Below are 24,111 nucleotides of genomic sequence, written 5' to 3'. Positions count from 1 at the left end.
CAGCGTCCCGACGACGGGAGCAGCGGTCGCGACCGCGTCGGGCAAAGCGGCTGCCGTTCCCGTGACGGAGGCGAAGCCGGGCAGGCCGTGTTCGAGCGTGCCGCTGAGCGTTTCCGTCAGCGTCCCGACGACGGGAGCGACGGCCGCGACCGCCTCAGGCAACGCGGCTGCCGTTCCCAGGAACGACCGCGTCAGTGGGGCCGTGAGGTCCAGCGCATCGACGGTCTGGGCCAAGCTTCCGTCGAGAGCGGTATGGACGAGCGCGTCCGCAGTACCGAGGACCGTGGGAACAGCGGCTGCCACCCCTTCCCCGATCCGCGACGTCACGGCCGCCTCGGCGTCGACGACCGGGGCGGTCAGCGCGTCGAGATGCATCGGGCCGGCCCCGACGGCGGCCGGCATCGACCCGCCGTCGTGGCCTCCGGGCTCGAAGGTGTTTCCCAGGACGTTCGGCAAGCCCACGGCCGGCGGAAGCCGGCCGGCCACCGCGAATGCGGCGGCTTGCGCCATCAGGCTCTGCACGATCGCGGCGGCGTCGGTCGTCGGACCAACGCTCTGGTCGACCGCGTCCAGCGGGGCGGATGATCCAGGCGCGCTCGTGGGCGCCTGGCCCAGGACGTGGCTCTCCTGGCTGCTCTGGGCGCCGGGCACGACCTCGTGGGAGGTTCCGGCGATCGCCACAGGCATCCCGCCGCCCTGCGGCGGCTCCACGGGTTGCTGTGCGACGTGCGCCGCCGCATCGGCGGGCGCATCCGGTGAAGTCTGGGCGACCAAGTGGGCCCCGCCAGCCGAAGACGCGTGCGCGGCCCCGTCGAACGGCGCGTCGGTCGCGCCCCCCGCCGGATGGTCGTCCGCCGCCTGCGCGGCAGCGCGCGTATCCCGCGCCTCATTTCCGTGCGGGTCCGGATGATCCTTCGCGGTCTCCGCCCGGAGGTCCTTGGGATAGAGCGCGCCGAGCACCATGCTGCTGGCGACCGCGCTGAGGACGGCGGCCTCGGCGGCACCTCGTCCATCCGCCGCGTCGCGCTCCCGCGCCGCCCGCACCGCGTCGTCGCCGGATTCCCGGGTCGGGCCGGTCCGTTTGCCGGATGCCGTCCCCTGGTCCTTCGCGCGCGGCAATGCGGCGCCGACGGCAGGAGATTGACGGTCCGCCTCGTCCGCCGGGGCGGAGTCCGTCCGGAGCGTGTCATCTCTCATGGAACGCTCCTGTGATCTGATCGAGCAGCGGGGCGACGAGGTAGTCGAAGAAGGTGCGCGGCCGCGTGGTGACGACGATCTCCGCGGGCATGCCGGCCTGGAGTTCGACCTTCGATCGCGCGACGTCGTCCGGGTTCATCCGCACCAGGATCGAGTAGTAGCCTTCCCCGGAGCGATCGTCGGTCAGGCGGTCCGCCGAGACGGTGGCGATCTCGCCGCTGATGATCGGACGCTCGTTGCGGGTGAATCCGGTCAGACGGACGTCCGCCCGGCGGCCAGGAACGACCTCGTTGATGTCGTTGAGCTTCAGGCGGGCCTCGACCATGAGCGGGTTCGATTTCGGGACGATGTCGAGCAGGCGGGCGCCCTGCTGGACCACGCCGCCGCGGGTGAAGACCGACAGGCCGACGACCGCCCCCGTCGCCGGCGCGGTGATCCGCGTGCGGTGGACGACGTCCCGCGCCGCCTCGATCTTGGGGGCGATCTCGGCCAGGCTGGACTGGGTCGTGCGCAGGTCGTTGGTGATCTCCGTCATGCGATCGCGGTCGAGCTTGGCGATGTCGAGCTTGGCCGAGGCGATGGCCTGATCCGTCGCGGCGATCTCGGACCGCTTGGTGCCCTGGTCGGCCAGGAGCTTGGCGGCCTCGCGCTCCAGGGCCAGCACCCGGGTCTTCGGGGTCAGGCCGCTGGTCAGGAGGTAGCGCGCGCCCTTGGCCTCCTCCTCGATCAGGTCGGCCTGCCGCACGAGACCGTTCAGGGCGGCCTCGGATCCGCGCCGCTGGTCGCCGAGCTGCCCGATGCGCTGGTTGAGCAGCCCGGACTGGATATCGTACTGGCGCTTGCGGGCGATCATGACCGCGCGCTCGTTCGCCATGGCCTGCGCCACGGCGGCCTCGGCCCCTTCCGCGGTGCCCTGCGCCGGGCGCATCAGTCCGAAGTCGGGTTCCGCCCGCCCGTCGCGCTCGGCCATCAGCCGCGCCTCCTCGGCGAGCAGCGCGTTGCGCTGGGCGACGAGCACGTCCAGGTTCGAGCGCGGCTCGGTGTCGGAGAGCGTCATCAGGATCTGACCCGTCCGGACGGTCTCGCCCTCCTTGACGAACAGATCCCGGACGACCCCGCCGTAGGGATGCTGCACCGTCTGGCGCTTGCCCTCGACCTGGAGGGATCCCTCGGCGACGGCCGCTCCGGAGACCGGCGCTAGAAGGCCCCAGGTCACCACGACCGCGATGAAGACCGCCAGGACGCAGAGGCCGACGAGGGCCGGAACCGCCGGATTGGCCCTGAGGACCCGGTCGAGCAGCCCGGAATGCGCCGGGTCGTTATCCTGCGTGAGGGGGAGTGGGGCGACCGTGCCGGACATGTCCGTCGCTCCTTCAGGCGGCCGCCGGCGCCGGAGGCGTCGCGGCGGATCCCTGGCCGAGATTCAGGTGAGCCCCGACCTCGTCCGGCGTGCCGAAGCATTCGAGGCGCCCGCCGCGCACCAGCATCAGCGCGTCCACCACTTCGAGGATGGTCGTGCGGTGCGTGATGACGATGATCGTCGTCCCCTGGGTCTTGAGGGCGAGGAGCACGTCCTTCAGGGCGCCCTCGCCCGTGGCGTCGAGGTTGGCGTTCGGCTCGTCGAGCACGAGGAGCGAGGGCCGGCCGAGCAGGGCACGGGCCAGGCCGAGGCGCTGGCGCTGGCCGCCCGAGAGGCCGACGCCGCCCGCGCCGAGCGGCGTGTCGTACTGGCGGGGCAGGTCGAGGATCATCCCGTGGATGCCGGCGAGCTTGGCGGCCTCGACGATCTCCTCGATGTCGGCCTGACCGAAGCGCGCGATGTTCTCGCGGACGGTCCCCGCGAAGAGGCCGACATCCTGCGGCAGGTAGCCGACCTCGTGCCCGAAGATCAGCGGATCCCAGTGCTCGTAGTTGATGCCGCCGAAGCTGAGGCGGCCCGAGACCGGTGCGATCGCGCCGATCAGCAGGCGCGCCAGGGTGCTCTTGCCGGCCCCGCTCGGCCCGATGATGCCGACGGCCTGCCCGCTGGTGATCTCGAAGGTCACGTCGCGCAGGACCGGCGTGCGCTTGTCCGGCAACGTGAAGGACAGCTCCTCGGCGGCCAGCGCGTTCTGGCTCTTCGGCACGATCGTGCAGCGCGCCGACACGGGCACCTCGGCGAGCAGCTGCGAGACCTGGGCGTAGCCGGCGCTGGCGCTCTTGAGCTGCTTCCACGTCGCCACCGCCTGCTCCACCGGCACCAGCGCGCGACCCATGACGATGCTGGCGGCGAAGATCGTGGCCGGCATGATGGCGTGATCGATCGCCAGCCACGCACCGGTTCCGAGCATGAGGGACTGCAGGAGCAGCCGGGCGAAGCGGATGCTCGACGTCATCGCGGCGTTGCGGTCGCTGGCCGACGCCTGCAGCGCCAGCATCGCGCGGCGGTTGACCTGCCAGTGGCGCTCGACGGCCGGCTGCATGCCCATCGCGGTGACGACGTCGGCGTGCCGCAGGATGTTCTCGGTGAAGGTGTAGGATTGCTGCCCGGCCTCCTCGGCGGTGCTCAAGGCGGAGCGCGTCATCAACTCGTTGAAGATCGCGAGGCCGAACAGGGTCGCGGCGCCGAGCGTCGCGACGGTTCCGAGGACCGGGTGGATGAGGAACAGGAGGGCGAGGTAGAGCGGGATCCAGGGCAGGTCGAAGGCGAAGTGGATGCCCGGGCCCGTGACGAAGGTTCGGAACTCATCGAACTGCCGGAGTTGCTGCGCGCTCTTCGAGAAACCCTGGCGGGCCGAGCGCACCACCAGCGCCTCGAACACGCGGCCGGCGAGCTTGGCGTCGAGCCGGATGCCGCAGCGGATCAGGATCTGGGCCCGGACCGCGTCCAGGGCCGACATCGTGAGCAGCGCGACGGCCAGGATGATCGTCAGCATGACGAGGGTCGGCACGTTCTCGCTCACGAGAACCCGGTTGTAGACCTGCATCAAGTAGAGGGGGGAGCTGAGATACAGGATGTTGATCACGCTGCTGAAGACAGCCGCCATTCCGAAATGCGGCCACAGCGAACGCAAGGCACGACGAATTTCGTAATTCTGTCTTCCGTCTGCGGCTTGCACGAACTCATCCTCCGTCGCACGAAGGCGGATGGGCCCGGCAGCATCAGTATTTGCCAATCAATTCAGTATATCAGCATTGATGTGCCGGACGTTAGGCGTCAGGGGAACATGATAAGCCGGTATAATCAATCATTGCGCTTCATTTTCCGAATTTCGGAGACGATTAGTGAACTCAATACGGGGCGCAGCGCTCGCGATATCAATCGCTGCACCGCAGTGGCGCACCACCCGAAAAATCCGGCAAAGCCACTCCAAGACCTTCATTTTTCGGAGACGCGCATCTGCGAGACCCAATTTTCGAGGCTAAAAGCTCGACAATTCAGTCAATCACATGGGGCGCATAGCAGATATGAACCATATGCATAAGAACGGGGGCACTCTTTCCGGGCGTCGCGGCCGCTAAAGGGCTTCGACTTCAGCCTAACCCTGGTGCGGGATGGCCGCGATAGCTCTGGAAGAACCTGTTGCAACTCGGCCCGCGCGCGGCTGCGACAGGGTTTCGCCCGCCGACCGGCTTGTGCCTGACGAGGTCTATCGACGCTGCCCGCGGTCCATCGCCGAGGCGGGCCGGCCGCTTCCGGCGAGGATGGGAAGCGGACCTCCCCGTCACGCCGGCCCTCGGCGGATGACGCTGACGGCACGGACGTGGCGTCACCCGACGCCGGACATGCGTCGGCTGTGTCTCGGAGACCCATCCGTCACGGGGATTCCAGTCGGGCAGCCACTTCGTTCCTGCGCAGGAACGGCAGGGCGAAGGGCGGGTCGTAGCCCATGAACATCGGAGCCTCGCGCGTCCGGAGGCCGGCCGCGGCCAGCGCCCGAGCGAGGCTGGCCTCCTGCTCCGCCCGGACCTCGGGCGTGACCCGGCCGGAGAAGCGCAGCGCCGCGACGCGCTCGGCCGGAACCTGGACGAGACGGACGCCGGCCTCGGTCGGCTCGGGCGGCCCGGCCTCGGCCACCGCGCGCGGCAGGAAGAACCGCATCGTGCCGGCCGCCCCCTGCTCGACCGGGACCGTCATGGCGATGCGCTGCCCCCCGGTCTCCACGGGCGCCGTCATGGCGATGCGGCTCCCGGCCCGGTTGGCGCCCGTGATGTAGCGGAAGAGCCGGCCGAACGCCGCGCCGTCGCCCTGGCCCCGTGCGTCGGTCTCGACTGCGAGCCGCGGCGCGTAGGCGCGGATCTCGACGCCGCGGTCGAGGCGCTGGATGACCGTGTAGGCGGGCTGCTCGTACAGGCCCCGGATGCCGAAGATCCCGAGAACCGATTCGAGCAGCGTCACGAGGATGTAGGTGATCTTGTCCATGGTGCTGCGTCCGGCTGGTCAGGAATCGCGACGGGTCGTCCCGGGGCGCGGGGGCCGGCGGGAGCCGTCAGGCCGCGATCAGGTCGGGGATGGCGCGCTTCAGGCGGAAGAAGCCCCGGGTCGCGAGCGGCCAAGCCGTCTCGTCCCAGGCCCGGCGCAGCCGCAGGCAGCCGCCCGGCAACGCCGCCGCGGAAGGGCCGAGCGGAGCCCAGGCCGTCACCACCGGCAGGTCACCGGCCCAGCCCGCGCGGACCGGATCGGCCGGGCAGCCGAAATGCGCCGCGGCGCGCGCCAGCGCGTCCGCCATCGCCGCCGCGTCGGCGGACCGGACCCGGGCCGTCGCGCCCTCGACAGGGGCGAGCAGACCGCCGACGCGGGCGATCCGGGCGCGCCCGAGGGGGAGGCTCTCGGGATGGAGGTCGTCGAGATGCAGGAGCAGGGCGACCGGCCCGTCCGGCATCGCGTCGGCGGCAGCGAGCGGCACCTCCCGGGGCGGCATCGCCTCCTCCAGCGGCGCCGCGTCCTCGTCGAGGCCGGCCGGGTCGTGACGGCCCTCCGTGAACCGCCGGATGTTGTCGCGCCGGGCACGGTAGGCCTTGCCGCGGGTGTGGAGGCCCGCGACCCACCGCCAGGAGAGCGTGTTGCTGGCCGGATCGCCATCGAGCAGGTGGCGCAGGAAGAAATCCGCGCCGAGCGGCCAGGGGAGCCGCAGGGTGAAGATCCAGATCGACGCGAACCACATCCGGGCATGGTTGTGCAGCCAGCCGGTGGCGACGAGGTCTCGGGCCCAGGTGTCGAAGCCGTCGAGGCCGGCGCGCCCGTCGACCGCGGCCTCGTAGGTCCGCCGCAGGCCCGGCTCGGCCGCGAGGCGCGCCCGTGCCTCGGCGAGGTCGGACAGGTAGCGGGTCCAGGCCTCCGGGTGGGTCTCGAGGTGGCCCTTGAAGTAGGTCCGCCAGAACACCTCGGTCACGAACGCCTCCGCACCCGCCACCCCGAGGGCCGCGACGGCGGCCGTCGCGACCTCGGCCTCGGTCAGGAGCCGGCGGCGCAGGTAGGGCGAGAGCGCCGAGGTGGTCGGCGGCGCCGCGGGTCCCCGGTCAGTGTTGCGCGCCTCCGCGTAGGCGGGCGCGGCCTCGCCGAGGAAGGCGGACAGGCGTTCGAGGCCGGCGGCCCGGGTCATGGGGAAGGTGCGGTCCATGGCGTGGAGGTAGGGCGATGGTGGCACGAGCGGGTGCGGTGCGCGACACGAGACCGCGCAGGATCGACCCTCCCATCATCCCACCTCATCCTGAGGTGCCGGAGCGCAGCGCAGGCCTCGAAGGAGGCCTCCAGGAATCGCACGGCTGGCTGGAACTCTCCTTCGAGGCCCGCTGACGCGGTCACCTCAGGATGAGGTGATGGTTGGAATCATACACCCCGGCCGATGGCTCCGGCCCGCCGTCCTTGCGAGCGGAGCGAAGCAATCCAGGGGGCGCCACGCTTCGAGATGTCGCGCCAATGCTGGGTCGCTTCGCTGCGCTGGCGATGACGGAGAGGGACGCCGCAACCGAAGGGTTCGACCGCGAACCGCAAGCCGGCTGCGAAGCCCTGCTCCGGTGGCCGCCCGGGGGGTCCGCGGACGGATCCCCCGAAGCGCTCAGGCCGCGTCCGGCATGCGGTCGAGGAGCTTGTCGAGGGTGATCGGATAATCCCGCACGCGGATGCCGGTGGCGTTGTAGACCGCGTTCGCCACCGCGGCGGCGATCCCCGAGATGCCGAGCTCGCCCACGCCCTTCGCCTTCATGGGCGAGGACATCGGGTCGACCTCGTCCAAAAAGATCACCTCCTGGTGCGGGATGTCGGCGTGGACCGGCACCTCGTAGCCGGCCAGATCGTGGTTGGCGAAGAAGCCGCGCTTCGCGTCGACCGCGAGCTCCTCCATCAGGGCCGCGCCCGTGCCCATGACCATGCCGCCGATCACCTGGCTGCGGGCCGATTTCGGGTTGAGGATGCGCCCCGCCGCGCAGACCGCCAGCATCCGCCGCACCCGGACCTCGGCGGTGTACAGGTCCACGCCGACCTCGACGAAGTGGGCGCCGAAGGTCGAGACCTGCTGCTCCTTGGAGAGCTTGCCGAACTCGATCGCATCCTCGGCGACCAGCTCGCCCTCGGCCGCGGCCTCGCTGAGCGCGATGGCGCGGTTGCCGGCGCGGACCTCCCCGTCCTCGAACACCGCGTCGGTGGCGTTGAAGCCGAGTTTTTGGGCGACCGCCTCCCGTAAGCGCACGCAGGCCGCGTAGACCCCCGCGGTCGAGGAATTGGCGCCGAACTGGCCACCCGAGCCCGCGGAGACCGGGAAGTCCGAGTCGCCGAGCCGCACCACCACGCGATCGAGGGGCACGCCCATCATCTCGGCGGCCGTCTGCGCGATGATCGTGTAGCTGCCGGTGCCGATGTCGGTCATGTCGGTCTCGACCGTGACGGTGCCGCTCGAATCGAGGCGCACCCGGGCGCCCGACTTCATCACCATGTTGTCGCGGAAGGCCGCCGCCATGCCGAGCCCGACGAGCCACTGCCCGTCCCGGACCTGACCGGGCTTCGGGTTGCGCTTGGCCCAGCCGAACCTGTCCGCGCCGAGCTTCAGGCAGCCGACGAGGTCGCGGTGGGAGAAGTGCAGATCCGGCTGGGTCGGGACGACCTGGGTGTCGTTGCGGATGCGGAACTCCACCGGGTCGAGGCCGAGCTTCTCCGCCATCTCGTCCATGGCGACCTCCAGGACCGCCAGTCCCGGAGCCTCGCCGGGCGCCCGCATGGCGTTGCCCTCGGGCAGGTCGAGCCGGGCGAGCTTCATGGCGGTCAGGCGGTTCTTGCCCGCGTAGAGGTACTTGGTCTGGTTCACCGCCGTCTCGGGATCGCCGTCCGGCAGGTTGCCGGAGACGCTCTCGTGGGCGATCGCCGTGATGGTGCCGTCCTGCGTCGCGCCGATGCGCACCCGCTGGATCGTGGCCGGCCGGTGGGTGGTGTTGTTGGCGATGAGCGGGCGCGTCAGCGCCACCTTCACGGGCCGCCCCGTGGCTTTCGCGGCAAGCGCCGCCAGTACCGCGTCGGCGCGCACGAACAGCTTGCCGCCGAAGCCGCCGCCGACATAGGGCGCGTCGAGCCGGACCTTGTGCTTCGGCAGGCCCAGCATCTTGGCGAGGCTGCCGTGGCCCCAGCCGATCATCTGGTTGGCGGTCCAGAGCGTGATCTTCTCGCCGTCCCAGGCCGCAATCGTCGCGTGCGGCTCCATCATGGCGTGGCTCTCGTCCGCGGTCGTGTAGGACGCGTCGAGGGTCACAGGCGCCTGCGCGAAGGCGCCCTCGAAGTCGCCGACCCGCTCCTCGCCGTTCCCGCCGCTGCCCTCGCCGCTGTCGGCCGGGACCGGCTCGGCGGTCTTGGCCGCTTCGGCGAGGTCGAACGCACCGTCCTCCGGGGCGTAGTCGACCTTCACGAGGAACGCGGCCGCCCGGGCCTGCTCGAAGGTCTCGGCCACCACCACGGCGATCGCCTGGTGGTAGTGCTGGATCACGTCGCCGCCGAACAGGTAGGCGACGTTCATCACGCCGCGCTCGATCCGCGGGGTGTCGAGGGTGGTGACCACGCCGATCACGCCGGGCGCCTGCCGGGCCGAGGCCGTGTCGATGCTGCGCACCCGGCCCTTGGCGATGGCGGAGCCCAGCACGTAGCCGTAGGCGGCGTCGGGGGCCACGTCGTGGCGCTCGTAGGCGTAGGGCGCGGTGCCGGTGGTCTTGTACTTGCCGTCGATCCGGTCGGTGGCATGGCCGACGACCTTGAGTCGGTCGATCGGGTTCGGGCCGGCTTTCGTGTCGAACTTCATGGCTCAGGCCCTCGCTTGGTTGAGCGCCGCGCCGAGGGTCCGCTCGGCGAGCTTCAGCTTGTAGGCGTTCTCGTGGGTCGGCTTGGCGTCGGCGAAGACCTGGGCGGTCACCGCCTTGGCGCCCTTCGGCAGGTCGGCCTCGGCCGCCTCCACCCGCCAGGGCTTGGGGGCGACGCCGCCGAAGGCGACGTGGCCGCTGCCGTCCTTGCCCAGGACCGCCGCCACCGAGACCAGCGCGTAGGCGTAGGAGGCCCGGTCGCGGACCTTGCGGTAGATGTGCGTGCCGGCAACGGGCTTGGGCAGTGTCACCGCGGTGATCAGCTCGCCGGGCTCGAGGGTCGTGTCGCGCGACGGGTCGTCGCCGGGCAGCCTGTGGAACTCGGCGATCGGGATCTTTCGCGTAGCGCCCTCCCCGTCGACCGTCTCCACGGTGGCGTCGAGGACGCGCATGGCCACCGCCATGTCGCCGGGATGCGTGGCGATGCAGGTCGCGCTGCCGCCGATCACCGCGAGCTGGCGGCTCACGCCGTCCAGCGCCGAGCAGCCGGAACCCGGCTGACGCTTGTTGCAGGGCTGGGCCGTGTCATAGAAATACGGGCAGCGGGTCCGCTGGAGCAGGTTGCCGGCGGTCGTCGCCTTGTTGCGCAGCTGGCCCGAGGCGCCCGCGAGCAGCGCCCGGCTGAGAACCCCGTAATCCTTGCGCACCCGCGGATGGGCCGCGAGGTCGGTGTTGCGCACCAGGGCGCCGATGCGCAGGCCGCCCGCCTCGGTCGGCTCCACCGCGTCGAGGCCGAGGCCGTTCACGTCCACGAGGTGGCGCGGGGTCTCGATCTGCAGCTTCATCAGGTCGAGGAGGTTGGTGCCGCCGGCGATGAACTTGGCGTCCGGCACGCGCGCGACGGCGGCGGCGGCCTCGGCGGGCGTGCCCGGGCGCTCGTAGGTGAACGACTTCATGCCCGCACCCCCGCAACCTCGGTCATCGCCTCGACGATGTTGGAATAGGCACCGCAGCGGCAGATGTTGCCGCTCATGCGCTCGCGGATCTCGGCCTCGGTCACCTGCGGCGCGGCCTCGAGGTCGGCGGTGACGTGGCTCGGGATGCCGGCCTTGATCTCGTCCAGCACGGCCACGCCCGAGCAGATCTGGCCCGGCGTGCAGTAGCCGCACTGGTAGCCGTCGTGACGGACGAAGGCGGCCTGCATCGGGTGGAGATGGTCCGGCTGGCCCAGGCCCTCGATCGTGGTGATCTCCGCGCCCTGGTGCATGATCGCCAGCGTCAGGCAGGCGTTGATGCGCCTTCCGTCGACGATCATCGTGCAGGCGCCGCACTGGCCGTGGTCGCAGCCCTTCTTGGAGCCGGTCAGGTGCAGATGCTCGCGCGCGGCGTCGAGCAGGCTTGTGCGGGTGTCGAGTTCGAGGTCGCGCCGCTGCCCGTTCACCGTGAAGGTGACGGTGGCGATGACCGGCTCGTCGGTTCGTGCAGCGGCCGCTGATGCGGTGGCTCCCACCATCAAGTCTCTCCGGTTCGGGTCAAAGCTGCGGGGACGTTGCATCTCGGCCTCCGGGCCCGCGGCGGGAGCGGCGGCCCGCACGGATCGGCCCATCGAAGGCGGGATGTCCCAGGGCAACCCCGATACCCTGGATCGGCTCCAAGGTAGTGCACGCGGGCGCGCCGAGCAGGGGCCTGCGGCCGTACGTCGGGCAAACGGACGCTTTGCCGGCGCAGGTCGAGATCGGGTATCGCGGAGTCCAGCGGGGCCGGCCGATCCGCCAGCTTGGCCGCCGGCCTCATCGGGAGATTCCATGCGCCGCGCGCTGCTCGCCGCCTTCCTCATCGCGACCGCGATGCCGGCCTCAGCGGCCCCGGACCCGAGCCGGGACGTCCTGTGGGCGGCGCTGAAGACCTGCGTGCTCGCCAAAAGGGTCGCCAACCGGACCTTCCCGTGCCTCTCGGTCGACCTCGGCGACAAGGACCGTCCCGGCACCGCGGTCCTGCGGGCACCCGGCGAGCCGACCCATATCGTGGTCATGCCCACCGACACCGTCGCGGGGCTCGAAGCGCCCATGCTGCAGCGATCGGCCGGGATCGCGTACTGGCGGGCCGCGCTGGCCGCGCGACCCTTCGTGACGGACGCGCTGAAGGGAAGGCTGACGCCCGGGGAGGTCGGACTGGCGGTCAATTCGGCCCAGGGCCGCAGCCAGGACCAGCTCCATATCCATCTCGACTGCCTGAAGCCGAGCGTGCTCGCCGCCCTCAAGGCCCATGGCCGCCAGGTCCGCCGGACCTGGACCCGCTTCCCGGTGCCGCTCGCCGGCGACCGCTTCTTCGCCCTGCGGGTGCCGGAGGCGGAGGCCGAGCATCTCAACCCGTTCGCGGCCCTGCACGGCCTGCCGGGCGGCCGGCCGGATCTGCACCGGACGAGCTTCGCCGCGGTGTCGACGCCGCCGGGCGACCCCGAGCCGGGCTACATCCTGCTGGCCTACCGGGCGCCGAGCGCCAGCGCCGAGGACGTGATGGACCACAGCTGCGCCGTCGCGGCGCGGCGCAGCGGCGCCTGAGCGGGATCAGAATGCCGGCCCGCCCGTCGTCGGCGGCGGCAACGCGTCTGTGAGCTGGCGCAGGAAGGCCTGTACGGCCCGGGGCAGCCGCCGGTCGCGCATGGCCTGGATCTTCACGCCCCGGGCGAGGCTCGTCCGGGAGCGGATCGGCAGGCTGACCAGCTCGTTGAGACGCAGCGGCGTCTGCACCGACAGCGCCGACATCAGAGCCAGCCCGCGCGAGCGCCGGACGAAGGGCAGCAGCGCCGAGAGGGTGTTGGAGGTCAGCACCGGCTCGACCGCGATGCCCTCGTGCGCGCAGGCGGCGTCGAAGACCTGCCGCAGGGTCGTGTCCCGGGTCGGCAGGGCGACGGGGTAGTCCAGGAGGTCGGCGAGGCGCAGGGCCGGGGCCCGCGCGAGGGGATGGTCGGGGGCGGCCAGCGCCAGCATGTCCACCCGCCCGTCGTACAGCACCTCGACCTGCGGCGTCGGCGTCAGCGCGAAGGTGATGCCGAGATCGACATCCCCCACCGCCACCGTCTGGGTCACCTGCGCCGGAGGCAGGACGGTGACCTCGAAGCGGATGCCGGGATGGGCGGCATGGAAGGCCGCGATGGCGTTCGGCACGATGTCGAGGGAGAACCCCTCGGAACAGGCGACGCGGATCAGGCCCCGGGCCAGACCCTCCAGCTCCCGGATCTCCGTGACCACCTGCTCGGAGCGGAGCAGCACCTGATGGGCGTGCTGCGCCAGCAGCTCCCCGGCCGGGCTCGGCACCATGCCGCGCGGGCGCCGCTCGAACAGCACGCAGTCGAGCTCGGCCTCCAGGTTGCCGATCTGCCGGCTGATCGCCGACGCCGCCACGTTGAGCTGGGCCGAGGCGGCGGCAATCGAGCCGGTCCGGGCGACCGACAGGAAGTAGCGCAGACTGGTTGTCTGCATTATCGTGCCCTTTAGGCTGTATGATGCTGTGCGAATTGCCGATACGGCAAGTCACCGGTCGCCAAATTCTACTTGTTGCGATCCCAGATGCACAACATCATGGCAGGGTGAAAAACGCGGCAGCCGCGGACCGATCCGCCGGGCCTGTCCGCCGCGCCGTCGGAGCCCGCATGCCGCTACGGATTCTCACCCTCGCCGCCTCGTTGGCCACCCTGATCGCCGCGCACCCGGCCCTCGCCGGCAAGGCCGACGACACCCTGGTCTACGCCTCCGACAGCGAGCCCGAGAACGTCAGCCCGTATCACAACAGCGCCCGCGAGGGCGTGATCCTGGCCCGGAACTGCTGGGACACGCTGCTGTACCGGGATCCCAAGGACGGCACCTACAAGCCGTTTCTGGCGACCGCCTGGGCCTGGAAGGACGACACGACGCTGGATCTCACGATCCGCGAGGGCGTGGTCTTCCACAACGGCGACCCGCTCGGGCCTGAGGACGTGGCCTTCACCTTCAACTACGTGCTGACGCCCGAGGCGCGCACGGTCACCCGCCAGAACGTCGACTGGATGAAGTCGGTGGAGGTGACCGGCCCGCATACGGTCCGCATCCACCTCAAGGCGCCGTTCCCGGCGGCGCTCGAATACCTCGCCGGCCCGACGCCGATCTTCCCGGCCAATTACTTCAAGAAGGTCGGCCTCGACGGCTTCGCCAAAGCGCCGGTCGGCAGCGGCCCGTACCGGATCACCAAGGTCGACAGCGGCCGCGGCGTCAGCATGGAGCGGTTCGACAAGTACTGGGCGGAGAGCCCCCTCGGGACGCCGAAGATCGGCAAGCTGCAGTTCCGCGTCATCCCGGACGGCGAGAGCCGGATGGCCGAATTGATGACCGGCGGCGTGGACTGGATCTGGCGGGTGCCGAGCGACCAGGCCGAGCAGCTGCGCGCCGCGCCGAACCTCACGGTGCTCAATGCCGAGACGATGCGGGTCGGCTTCCTGCAGTTCGACACGCTGGGCCGCGCCAAGGAGAACTCGCCGCTCAAGGACGTGCGCGTCCGGCAGGCGATCTCCTACGCCATCGACCGCAAGGCGATGGTCGACAACCTCGTGCGCGGCGCCTCGCGGGTGATGAACGCGCTGTGCTTCGTCGACCAGTTCGGCTGCACCGACCAGGGCGTGCCGCGCTACGCCTACGACCCGGCCAAGGCCAAGGCGCTGCTCAAGGAAGCCGGATACCCGAACGGCTTCGAGATCGACCTCGGTGCCTACCGCGAGCGCGACTACGCCGAGGCGGTGATCGGCTATCTCGGCGCCGTCGGCATCAAGGCCCGGCTCAATTACCTGCGCTACGCGGCGTTCCGGGATTCGCTGCGGGCCGGCAAGACCTCGATCGGCTACCAGACCTGGGGGTCGTTCTCGGTGCTCGACGTCTCGGCCTTCGACGGGGTGTATTTCCGGGGCGGCGAGGAGGACCTGACCAAGGACCCGCAGGTGATCGCCGACCTTCAGAAGGGCGACGGCTCTACCGACCCGGAGACGCGCAAGGCCGCCTACGCCAAGGCGCTGCAGCGGATCGCCGGCGAGGCCTACGCCCTGCCGATGTTCTCCTACGCGACCAACTACGCCTTCACGTCGGACCTGAACTTCACCGCCCAGCCCGACGAGGTGCCGCGCTTCTATGCGGCGTCGTGGAAGTGAGGGTGGCCTCGAAGGCGCGACGCTGTTCCCCTCCCCTTGTGGGGAAAGGTCATGGGTGGGGGTGGTGCAGACGGCACCGCGCCGCTCGATCCTGAACCACCCCCACCTCCGGCTCCTCCCCGCGGGGGGAGGAGAGAACGCTCCGTCCTGATCCGACGTGATCGACGGGAAACAGCAGGAGCCTGATCCATGCTGGCCTTCACGGTCCGGCGCGTGCTGGTCGCCCTGGCGGTGGCCTTCACGGTCTCGGTGGCGAGCTTCCTCCTCCTCCACCTCTCGGGCGACCTTGCCACGGCCATCGCCGGGCCGGAGGCCACGGGCCCCCAGATCGCGCAGATCCGCCAGGATTACGGCCTCGACCAGCCGCTGCTGACCCAGTTCCTGACCTGGGGCTGGCGGGCTTTGCACCTCGACTTCGGCAATTCTTTCTACTTTCGCGAGAGCGTGATCGACCTGCTGGCCGCCCGCCTGCCGATCACCCTCTATCTCGGCATCATCGCGCTTGGCGTGGCGCTGTTCGTGGCCATTCCCCTCGGCGTTGTCGCCGCGGTGAAGCGGGACACGTGGATCGACCGGACGGCGCTCGCCGTCTCGGTGCTCGGCCAGGCGATGCCGAGCTTCTGGTTCGGCCTGACGCTGATCCTGATCTTCTCGGTAAATCTCCGCTGGCTGCCGGTCTCGGGCAACGCCACGTGGAAGAACTTCGTCCTGCCCGCGGTGGCGCTGGGCTACTACGCGATGCCCGCCGTGATGCGCCTCACCCGCAACGGCATGCTGGAGGTGCTGGCCTCCGACTACGTCCGCACCGCCCGCGCCAAGGGTCTGCCGCCCCGGAAGATCCTGGTGCGGCACGCGCTGCGCAACGCCGTGATCCCGGTGATCGCCCTCTCGGCGGTGCAGTTCGGCTTCATGCTCGGCGGCTCGATCGTGATCGAGGCGGTATTCTCGCTCCAGGGCCTCGGCCAGCTCGCCTGGGAATCTATCGCCCGCAACGACTTCCCCGTCGTCCAGGCGATCGTGCTGGTGCTGGCCATGATCTACATCGGCCTGACGCTGGCCGCCGACCTGCTGAACGCTTTCCTCGACCCGCGCCTGCGCCAGTCGTGAGGATCCGCCGATGAGCCTCCCCCCCGACACGGCGGCGCTCGCCGCCCCCGCCCTCTCCCCTGAGACGCCGATCGCCCTCGCGCCGGTCCCCTCCCCCACCCGCCTGATCCTGCGCCGGGGCCTGCGCCACACCGGCTTCCTGATCGGCGCCGGGATCCTCGCGCTGATCGTGCTGGCGGCGCTCGCCGCCCCGCTCATCGCGCCGCACGACCCCTACGCGCAGGACGTGTCCCGCCGCCTGATCCCGCCGGTCTGGCAGGCCAAGGGCACCTGGGCGCACATGCTGGGTACCGACAAGCTCGGGCGCGACTACCTGAGCCGCCTGCTCTACGGCGGCCAGATCTCCCTGCTGATCGGGATCTCGGCGGCGCTGATCTCCGGCCTCATCGGCACCACGCTGGGTCTCTGCGCCGGCTATTTCGGCGGCTGGGTCGATTCGGTGGTGAGCTACATCGTGACCACCCGCCTCGCCATGCCGGTGGTTCTGGTGGCGCTGGCCATGGCGGCGCTGGTCGGCGGCTCCCTGAAGGTGGTCGTGCTGGTGCTGGGCTTCCTGCTCTGGGACCGCTTCGCCGTCGTGACCCGGGCCGCCACCCAGCAGATCCGCAACCAGGATTTCGTCTCGGCCGCCCGCGCCGCCGGGCTCACGGACCTGCGCATCATCCGCCAGGAGATCCTGCCCAACATCATGAACGCGCTGATCGTCGTGGCGACCCTGGAGATGGCCCACGCGATCCTGCTGGAGGCCGCCCTGTCGTTCCTCGGGCTCGGCGTGCAGCCGCCCCTGCCCTCCTGGGGCCTGATGATCGCCGAGGGCAAGCAGTACATGTTCTTCCAGCCCTGGGTGATCACCATCCCGGGCGTGGCGCTGCTCCTCCTCGTGCTGGCGATCAACCTCCTGGGGGACGGCCTGCGCGACATCACCGCCCCCGAGGCGCGCCACTGACGCTTTCGCCAAGCCGGAGCCGGCCGGCAGATTAACGAAATGTTTCACGGGAAACACACCATGACGCGAGACGCCGCCATCGCGCGCGCCACGGAGGCCTTCGATTCGGGCGCGTTCCTCGCCCTCCTGCGGGAGGCGGTGGCGATGCCGACCGAGAGCCAGGCTCCCGGTCAGGAGGCCGCGCTCCGCGCCTATCTCGACGCCTTCATCACGCCGCTGACGAGCCGGCTCGGGTTTGAAACGCCAAAAATCTTCCCCAACCCCGACGGGGTGCACGGCCCGTTCCTGATCGCCGATCGGCGCGAGGGCGCGGACCTGCCGACCGTGCTGATCTACGGCCACGGCGACACGGTGCGGGGCTATCCCGAGCAATGGCGCGAGGGGCTTGGCCCCTGGGAGATCGTGGTCGAGGGCGACCGCTGGTACGGGCGCGGCACCGCCGACAACAAGGGTCAGCACGTCCTCAACCTCGCCGCCCTGGAGCAGGTGATCGCGGCCCGCGAGGGCCGTCTCGGCTTCAACGTGAAGCTGCTGATCGAGATGGGCGAGGAATCGGGATCCCCGGGCCTGCGGCCATTCTGCCGGGAGCAGGCCGAGGCCCTGCGCTCCGACGTGCTGATCGCCTCGGACGGCCCCCGCCTCAACGGTGAGCGCCCGACCCTCTTCCTGGGCTCCCGCGGCGCCTACAATTTCGAGCTGAGCCTGAACCTGCGGGAGGGCCCGCACCATTCCGGCAACTGGGGTGGGCTGCTGCGCAACCCCGGCACAGTGCTGGCCTCGGCGATCGCCTCGATGGTCGATGCCAGGGGCAGCATCCTGGTCGAAGCCCTACGGCCGCCGCCGATCCCCGAGGGCGTGCGCGCGGCGCTCGCCGACATCCGCGTCGGCGAGGACCCGACCGCGCCGAAGATCGACGCCGACTGGGGCGAGCCGGGCCTGACGCCCGCCGAGCGGGTCTTCGCCTGGAACACCCTGGAGGTGCTGGCCTTCAAGACCGGCGATCCGGACGGGCCGCTCAACGCCGTGCCGCCCCACGCCAAGGCGACCCTGCAGCTGCGCTTCGTCGTCGGCACCGACTGGCAGAATCTGATCCGGAACGTGCGCGCCCATCTCGACGCGCACGGCTTCCCGATGATCGAGGTCAAGCCGGCCCGCGCGGCGGAAGTCTTCCAGGCGACGCGGCTGCCCGTGGAGGATCCCTGGGTGGAGTGGGCGCTGCAGTCGATCGAGGCAAGCACGGCCAAGAAGCCGGCGCTGCTGCCCAATCTCGGCGGCTCCCTGCCGAACGACGCCTTCTCGGAGATCCTCGGCCTGCCGACCCTCTGGGTGCCGCATTCCTACCCGGCCTGCCGCCAGCACGGGCCCGACGAGCACATGCTTGCCTCCGGCACCCGCGAGGGCCTGGCGATCATGGCCGGCCTGTTCTGGGATCTGGGCCGAGACGGACCCGACATCCTCCGCCGCCGCACCGCGAGGGCCTGACACGATGAGCGAGCCGGTCGTCCGCATCCGCGATCTGACGATCGCGCTCCCCAAGGGCGCCGACCGCCCGCACGCGGTCGAGGATTTGAACCTCGATCTGGAATCCGGAAAAATCCTGTGCGTGGTCGGGGAATCGGGCTCGGGCAAGTCGATGAGCGCCTACGCGCTGACCGGCCTCCTGCCCCGGGCCCTGAAACCGACGGCCGGCACGATCCTGTTCGAGGGCCGGGATCTCCTGACCCTCGACGAGCCAGCGTGGCGGTCGCTGCGGGGCCGGCGCATCGCCATGGTGTTCCAGGAGCCGATGACGGCCCTGAACCCGGTGATGCGGATCGGCGACCAGATCGCCGAGATGTTCGAGGCGCACGACCTGCTCACCCGCAGCGAGCGCCGGGCCCGGGCGGTGGCGCTGGCCAAGGAGGTCGGTCTGCCGAACCCCGAGGAGGCGGTGCGGGCCTATCCGCACCAGCTTTCCGGAGGCCAGCGGCAGCGGGCGATGATCGCCATGGCGCTGGCGCTGGAGCCCTCCGTGCTGGTCGCTGACGAGCCGACCACGGCGCTGGACGTCACCACCCAGGCCCAGATCCTCCGGCTGATCCGTGACCTGCAGCAGAAGCGCGGGATGAGCGTCCTGTTCATCACCCACGATTTCGGCGTCGTGGCGGAGATCGCCGACCACGTGGCGGTGCTCCAGCGCGGCCGGCTGGTGGAATCCGGCACCGCCGAGGCCGTGCTGCGCACGCCTCAGGCGCCCTACACCAAGGCGCTGCTCGCCGCCGTCCCGAGCCTGACGCCGCCGCCGCGGTCGCCGGTGGACGCGGCCCCGGTCGCCCTGTCGGTGAGCGGGCTGTCCAAGATCTATTCCGGGCGCTCCGGCCTGTTCGGCAAGCCGCGGGTCGTGGCCGCGGTCAAGGAGGTCTCGTTCGACGTCCGCCGCGGCGAGACCCTGGGCATCGTCGGCGAATCCGGCTCGGGCAAGTCGACCACCGCGCGGCTGGCGATCCGGCTGATCGAGCCCGACGGCGGCACGGTGCGCCTGGGCGACCTCGACTACACGGCCCTCGGGAAGGCGGCCTTGCGCGACAAGCGCAGCCGCATCCAGATGATCTTCCAGGACCCGTTCGCGTCCCTCAATCCCCGGCGAACCGTGGAGCAGATCATCACGGCAGGTCCGATCGCCCACGGAGTCCCGGCCGCGGAGGCCCGGGAGCGGGCCCGGAGCCTGCTTGGCCTCGTCGGCCTCGACCCGAAGGCCGCCGCCCGTTACCCCAACGCCTTCTCGGGCGGCCAGCGCCAGCGGATCGGCATCGCCCGGGCGCTCGCCATGGAGCCGGACGTGCTGGTGGCCGACGAGGCGGTCTCGGCGCTGGACGTCTCGGTCCAGCGGCAGGTGCTGGATCTGCTGGAGGACCTGAAGCAGCGCCTGTCGCTCGCGATGCTGTTCATCACCCACGACCTGCGGGTGGCGGCCACGATCTGCGACCGGATCGCCGTGATGCATCGGGGTGCCGTCGTGGAGATGCGGGGCACCGCCGAGCTGTTCGCCGCACCGGAGCACGCCTACACACGCAGCCTGCTCGCCGCGGTACCGGGCGCGCACGCCTCCTGAAGCTCGCCGCGCGCCGTTCTGGGACGCAGAGACAAGTTTTTTGGACGGAGCTACCCTACCGAGTTGCACGCAACTCGGTAGGATGTGGCCACAGTCGAGGGTCGAGCACCCCGGCGGATCCACGGCCGGTCGAACCCGCTATCCGTCTGCCGCTCGCGCCTCGAACGCCGACGGGGTTTTTGCAGCGTGCCGACCACAGACGAGCCCGATGACATCCGGCAGACCCGCAAGGCCTTCGAGCCGGCGGTGCTGCCCGTGCTCCGCCGCGGGCGCGAGCACCGGATCGTCCGCTGGATCGGTGCCGGCAACCGCAAGCTGCCGACTGCGGGCGCCAAGACCGCATCACAGGCGCCGGAGCGGCGCGTGATCAAGCTCGGCTGGTCCGACACGTTCGGCCGGCCCGTCCGTTCCGACCAAGCCGGTTTCGTCCGATCCGGTCCGGCACAGGTGCTGCCGTTCCGGGGCCGCGGTGACGCCGCCGGGCAGGCCGCCCCGTCTGGTGCCGCCGGTCAGCCGCCGGTGCCGGTCCTGCGCTGATCGGACCGCCCGCCCGGCACCCCGAGGCCGATCGCCTTGGCGAGCGCGGAGCGTTGCGCGGCGTAGCCGGGAGCGGTCATCGGATAATCGTCCGGCAGGCCGTAACGCTCGCGGTACCGCTCCGGCGTCAGGCCGTGGGCGGTGAGATGGCGCTTGAGCGTCTTGTACGACCGGCCGTCGATGAAGCTGACGATGCCGTCCTGCTGAACCGATTTTCGGATCTGCGCCGCCGTCGGCCTTTCGACGGGCGGAGCCGCCTCGGCCTGCGGCGTGCCGCCGAGACCGGCCAGGGCTGCATGCACGCTGGCCATCAGGTCGGGCAGGGCCGTCGGCGGAACGGAATTGTGCGCGACATAGGCCGAGACGATCTCGCCGACCAGCGCGACGATCTGAGCCGGGCTTTCTGATTTTCTTTCGGGCACTGGGCGAGTCCGCTCAAAGCTTTCTGGAATGACGCCCGAGGTTCCAAAAGCAAAAACCACCACCGAGTCAAGATGGTCTTCGGCGCTGGCAGCGTGCCCAAACCGCATTTTAATGCAGGATGGCCGGTGAGGGACGCAGAACCGCCTCCGCTCACCGCCCTACGCGGACGGGACGGATGCTTTTTACAGCGACGACCTGCGCGTCGGGCCGGAAATACCGGCCGCCGGCAGGGTCGACCGGCCCGGCGGGCCGAGGAACACTTGATGGATCACGCGATCCCCAGGGCGCGGATCAGCACGAGGCTGAGGGCGACGAGGACCGCCAGCGAGGCGGTGACCGCCAGGGTGACCCGACCGCCGACCCGGGCCAGGACGCGCACGTCCACCCCCAGGCCGAGGGCCGCCATGGACAGGACGGTCAGCACGCCCGCGAGTTGGGTCAGCGGCTTCACCGCGGGATCGGGGACGAGGCCCAGCGAGCGCAGGGTCGCGAGCGCCAGGAAGCCGAGGATGAACCACGGCACCAGCTTGGTCAGGCCCGGACGGGTCGGCGCCGGCGCCCGCCCCTCCGCCTGCGGCAGCCGCGGCGCGATCAGCGAGAAGGCCACCACGACGGGGCCGAGCATCAGCACGCGCACGAGCTTCACCAGGGTGCCGACCTGGGTCGACAGCAGGCTCACCGGCACGGTGGCGGCCAGCACCTGCGGCACGGCGTAGACGGTGAGCCCGGCGAGTACGCCGTACTGGTTGTCGCTCATGCCGGCCAGCGGCACGAACAGCGGCAGGCCGAGCACCATCAGCACGCCGAGCACGGCGGTGAACGCGATGGCGGCGGCGATGTCCTTCGGCTCGGCCCCGATCACCGGGGCGACGGCGGCGATCGCCGAGTTGCCGCAGATGGCGTTGCCGCAGGCCACCAGGATCGCCATCCGGGCCGGAAGGCCGAGCAGCCGGCAGATCGTCACGCTGGCGGCGATGCCGAGGACCACGGTGCCGACGATCCCGGCGAGGAGCGCCGGGCCGGAGGCGAGGATCGCCCCGAGGCTCAACGAGGCGCCGAGCAGGACGACGGCGACTTCGAGGAGCTGCTTGGCCGAGAAGGCGATGCCGGTCCGGAACCGCGGATGCGGCGTCCAGGCGGTGCGCACCGCGATGCCGATCAGGATCGCCAGGACCAGCGCCTCGACGTAGGGGTGGCCGGCGACGCGCTCCTCCAGCGCCTGCGCGGCCATGGCCAGAGCGGTGATCGCCGCACACAGACCGATCCCCGGCAGCAGCGAGGCGCCGGGGCTTGACCGGCTCTCCCCGCCGGAGAGGGCGGCAGGCGGGACCGTGTGGGGTCGGACGTCAGGGCTCACAGGACGGGCTCCGGGATCACTTCGGAGCGTATAGGAAGAAAACGGCTGTCGCACGCGCCGAAAGGAGAATTTTTGTCTCTAATATGCCGTCTGCAAAGACGATAGATCTCCAGAGCGCCTCGGTTGTCCGCAATGCGCGAGACTGTCGATCACTGCTGGAAACAGAGGCGTGCCGGCACCGCGTCCGCCCTCCCCCTCGGCGGGGGCGGACGGGCGCGGCAGGTTCGAACCGCGTCCCGGTCACCGGAGCGGAGCCCCGGTCCCCTGGCGCCCGGCGCGGTGGCTTACCGCCCTTCGCCGCTCAGGCCTGCATGCCCCAGCGCTGGACGGTGCGGCGCTCGATGGTCTGGAAGATCAGGTTCTCGACCACGAGGCCGATCAGGATGACGGTGAGCAGGCCGGCGAACACGTTCGGGATGTCGAGCATGTTCTTGTTCTCGAAGATGAACCAGCCCAGCCCCCCCGCCCCGGACGACACGCCGAACACCAGCTCGGCCGCGATCAGGGTGCGCCACGCGAACGCCCAGCCGACCTTCAGGCCGGTCAGGATCGAGGGGAACGCCGCCGGGATCAGGATCTTGCCGATCAGCCCCGGGCCCGACAGCCCGTAGTTGCGCCCGACCATCTTCAGCGTCCGGCTCACCGACAGGAAGCCCGAATGCGTGTTGAGCGCGATCGCCCAGGTCACCGAGTGCACCAGCACGAAGATCAGGCTGCCGTTGCCCAACCCGAACCAGATCAGCGCCAGCGGCAGCAGCGCGATCGCCGGCAAGGGATTGAACATCGACGTCAAGGTCTCGAGGAAGTCGGTCCCGATCCGCGACGCGATGGCGACGCCGGTGAGCAGCGTCGCCAGCGCGACGCCCGCGGCGTAGCCCATCAGCAGCACCTTCAGCGACACCCAGGCGCGCGCCGGCAGCGTGCCGTCCATGATGCCGCGCACGAACGCCTCCACGGTGGCGGTGAAGGTCGGGAACAAAAGGTCGTTGTCGAGGTAGCGCCCGTAGGCCTCCCAGATCCCGGCCAGCAGCGCCAGGATCAGCAGCTTGCGCAGCCACGCCTGGTTGTACAGCCGCTCGGCCCACGACAGCTTCTTCTCCACCACCGTGGCGCCGTGGGCGTGCCCGGTCTCGCGCACGATCTCGGGCCGGGGCGGGTCCGCAAGGGCGGGCCGCGGCGGCACCGTCCCCGGCCGGGGCGCGTCCGTCAGGGCTTGCGCGCTAGACATTCTCCGCCTCCTGGATCTCCTCCGAGAACAGCATCTGCTGGATCCGGCCCTCCAGCCGCAGCGCCGCCTCCGGGCTGTCGGCGCTGTTGAGCTCGGCCTTGACCTCGCCCGGGTGCGGCGAGAGCAGCAGGATGCGCGAGCCGACCTTGATCGCCTCGGGGATCGAGTGGGTCACGAACAGCACGGTGAAGCGCGTGCCCTCCCACAGCGCCAGCAGCTCGTCCTGCATGCGCCGCCGCGTGAGCGCGTCCAGCGCGGCGAACGGCTCGTCCATCAGCAGGATGTCGGGCTCCATGGCCATGCCGCGGGCGATGGCCACGCGCTGCTTCATCCCGCCCGAGAGCGTGTGCGGATAGCTGTCGGCGAACTTCGTCAGGTTGACCTTGTCGATGTACAGGTTGGCCCGCTCCAGGGCCGCGCGGCCCTTGAGCCGGCCCGAGGCCTCGAGGGCAAACACCACGTTCTGCCGCACCGTCTTCCACGGCAGCAGCTGGTCGAACTCCTGGAACACCATCATCCGGTCGGGCCCGGGCTCGGTGACCGCCTGACCCTTCAGGCGGATCTCGCCCTCCGTCGGCGCCATGTAGCCGCCCACCGCCTTGAGCAGCGTCGACTTCCCGCAGCCCGACGGCCCGAGCAGCACGAACCGGTCCCCGGGCCAAACCCGGAAGCTCACCCGGTAGGTGGCCGTGACGAGATGCTCGGGCGTCTTGTAGCGGAGCGTGACGCCGTCCACCTCCAGAAGAGGCTGACCCGTGTCCATCCTTCCTCCCTGCCGCCGCGGCTTGGGCCACGT

Annotated in this window: 20 protein-coding genes; 7 read left to right on the top strand and 13 right to left on the bottom strand. The window is 70.7% G+C overall.

Translation table 11 applies throughout. The features are described from left to right. From ACLBX9_RS04220 to paoA, 8 genes are all read right to left on the bottom strand, one after another. Positions 1-1,044 (bottom strand): hypothetical protein (locus tag ACLBX9_RS04220; RefSeq protein ID WP_447718015.1); only part of this gene is annotated, 1,044 nt, incomplete at its 3' end. 142 nt (positions 1,045-1,186) lie between these two features. Beyond that, entirely contained in the window at positions 1,187-2,557 is a 1,371-nt protein-coding gene (locus tag ACLBX9_RS04215; protein WP_447718014.1) for an HlyD family type I secretion periplasmic adaptor subunit, read from the bottom strand. A gap of 13 nt (positions 2,558-2,570) precedes the next feature. After that, on the bottom strand, positions 2,571-4,223 hold the full coding sequence (locus ACLBX9_RS04210) for a type I secretion system permease/ATPase (RefSeq protein WP_447718013.1): 1,653 nt from the start codon (positions 4,221-4,223) through the stop codon (positions 2,571-2,573). A gap of 770 nt (positions 4,224-4,993) precedes the next feature. Next, positions 4,994-5,599 carry an SOUL family heme-binding protein gene (locus ACLBX9_RS04205; RefSeq protein WP_447718012.1) on the bottom strand — a complete coding sequence of 202 codons (606 nt, stop codon included), beginning with the start codon at positions 5,597-5,599 and terminating at the stop codon, positions 4,994-4,996. Positions 5,600-5,666: 67 nt separating this feature from the next. Then, positions 5,667-6,797, bottom strand: a complete 1,131-nt coding sequence (locus ACLBX9_RS04200; RefSeq protein ID WP_447718016.1) for an FAD-binding domain-containing protein — start codon at positions 6,795-6,797, stop codon at positions 5,667-5,669. Between the two features lie 438 nt (positions 6,798-7,235). Then, positions 7,236-9,455, bottom strand: coding sequence for an aldehyde oxidoreductase molybdenum-binding subunit PaoC (gene paoC, locus ACLBX9_RS04195; RefSeq protein WP_447718011.1), 2,220 nt, complete (start codon positions 9,453-9,455; stop codon positions 7,236-7,238). A 3-nt stretch (positions 9,456-9,458) separates the two neighbouring features. Further along, entirely contained in the window at positions 9,459-10,409 is a 951-nt protein-coding gene (locus tag ACLBX9_RS04190; RefSeq protein WP_447718010.1) for an FAD binding domain-containing protein, read from the bottom strand. Then, a complete protein-coding gene (gene paoA / locus ACLBX9_RS04185; protein ID WP_010684704.1) occupies positions 10,406-10,966 on the bottom strand; it encodes an aldehyde dehydrogenase iron-sulfur subunit PaoA in 561 nt (186 codons plus the stop codon). Before paoA ends, ACLBX9_RS04190 begins: the two co-directional genes overlap by 4 nt. A gap of 292 nt (positions 10,967-11,258) precedes the next feature. Between paoA and ACLBX9_RS04180 the strand changes: the two genes are divergently transcribed. After that, positions 11,259-12,014, top strand: a complete 756-nt coding sequence (locus tag ACLBX9_RS04180) for a CDP-diacylglycerol diphosphatase (protein WP_010684703.1) — start codon at positions 11,259-11,261, stop codon at positions 12,012-12,014. A gap of 6 nt (positions 12,015-12,020) precedes the next feature. Here the strand turns inward: ACLBX9_RS04180 and ACLBX9_RS04175 are convergent, their stop codons facing one another. Further along, entirely contained in the window at positions 12,021-12,935 is a 915-nt protein-coding gene (locus ACLBX9_RS04175; RefSeq protein WP_447718009.1) for a LysR family transcriptional regulator, read from the bottom strand. Between the two features lie 170 nt (positions 12,936-13,105). Between ACLBX9_RS04175 and ACLBX9_RS04170 the strand changes: the two genes are divergently transcribed. From ACLBX9_RS04170 to ACLBX9_RS04145, 6 genes are all read left to right on the top strand, one after another. Next, on the top strand, positions 13,106-14,626 hold the full coding sequence (locus ACLBX9_RS04170) for an ABC transporter substrate-binding protein (RefSeq protein WP_447718008.1): 1,521 nt from the start codon (positions 13,106-13,108) through the stop codon (positions 14,624-14,626). A gap of 189 nt (positions 14,627-14,815) precedes the next feature. Further along, complete coding sequence (locus ACLBX9_RS04165) at positions 14,816-15,733, top strand: ABC transporter permease (RefSeq protein WP_010684700.1); 918 nt, start codon at positions 14,816-14,818, stop codon at positions 15,731-15,733. A gap of 10 nt (positions 15,734-15,743) precedes the next feature. Next, complete coding sequence (locus ACLBX9_RS04160) at positions 15,744-16,679, top strand: ABC transporter permease (protein ID WP_447718007.1); 936 nt, start codon at positions 15,744-15,746, stop codon at positions 16,677-16,679. Between the two features lie 60 nt (positions 16,680-16,739). Continuing rightward, positions 16,740-18,161, top strand: coding sequence for a M20 family metallopeptidase (locus ACLBX9_RS04155; protein WP_447718006.1), 1,422 nt, complete (start codon positions 16,740-16,742; stop codon positions 18,159-18,161). Positions 18,162-18,165: 4 nt separating this feature from the next. Further along, positions 18,166-19,770: an ABC transporter ATP-binding protein gene (locus ACLBX9_RS04150; protein ID WP_447718005.1), complete on the top strand. Its 1,605-nt coding sequence runs from the start codon at positions 18,166-18,168 to the stop codon at positions 19,768-19,770. 186 nt (positions 19,771-19,956) lie between these two features. Next, positions 19,957-20,307, top strand: coding sequence for a hypothetical protein (locus tag ACLBX9_RS04145; protein WP_010684696.1), 351 nt, complete (start codon positions 19,957-19,959; stop codon positions 20,305-20,307). Here the strand turns inward: ACLBX9_RS04145 and ACLBX9_RS04140 are convergent. The 4 genes from ACLBX9_RS04140 to ACLBX9_RS04125 form a co-directional block, all read right to left on the bottom strand. Continuing rightward, positions 20,280-20,729, bottom strand: coding sequence for a MucR family transcriptional regulator (locus tag ACLBX9_RS04140; protein ID WP_010684695.1), 450 nt, complete (start codon positions 20,727-20,729; stop codon positions 20,280-20,282). The two genes, ACLBX9_RS04145 and ACLBX9_RS04140, sit on opposite strands and share 28 nt — an antisense overlap. 269 nt (positions 20,730-20,998) lie before the next feature. Continuing rightward, on the bottom strand, positions 20,999-22,087 hold the full coding sequence (locus ACLBX9_RS04135) for a YeiH family protein (protein WP_447718004.1): 1,089 nt from the start codon (positions 22,085-22,087) through the stop codon (positions 20,999-21,001). A 301-nt stretch (positions 22,088-22,388) separates the two neighbouring features. Next, positions 22,389-23,315, bottom strand: a complete 927-nt coding sequence (locus ACLBX9_RS04130) for an ABC transporter permease (protein WP_447717960.1) — start codon at positions 23,313-23,315, stop codon at positions 22,389-22,391. Next, entirely contained in the window at positions 23,308-24,078 is a 771-nt protein-coding gene (locus tag ACLBX9_RS04125) for an ABC transporter ATP-binding protein (protein ID WP_010685112.1), read from the bottom strand. The genes ACLBX9_RS04130 and ACLBX9_RS04125 overlap by 8 nt, the downstream gene beginning before the upstream one ends. Positions 24,079-24,111 lie beyond the last annotated feature (33 nt).

This window comes from Methylobacterium sp. A49B, assembly GCF_053346215.1.
Note: the sequence above shows the minus strand (reverse complement) of the source record. Positions and strands in the feature narration are given on the sequence as shown.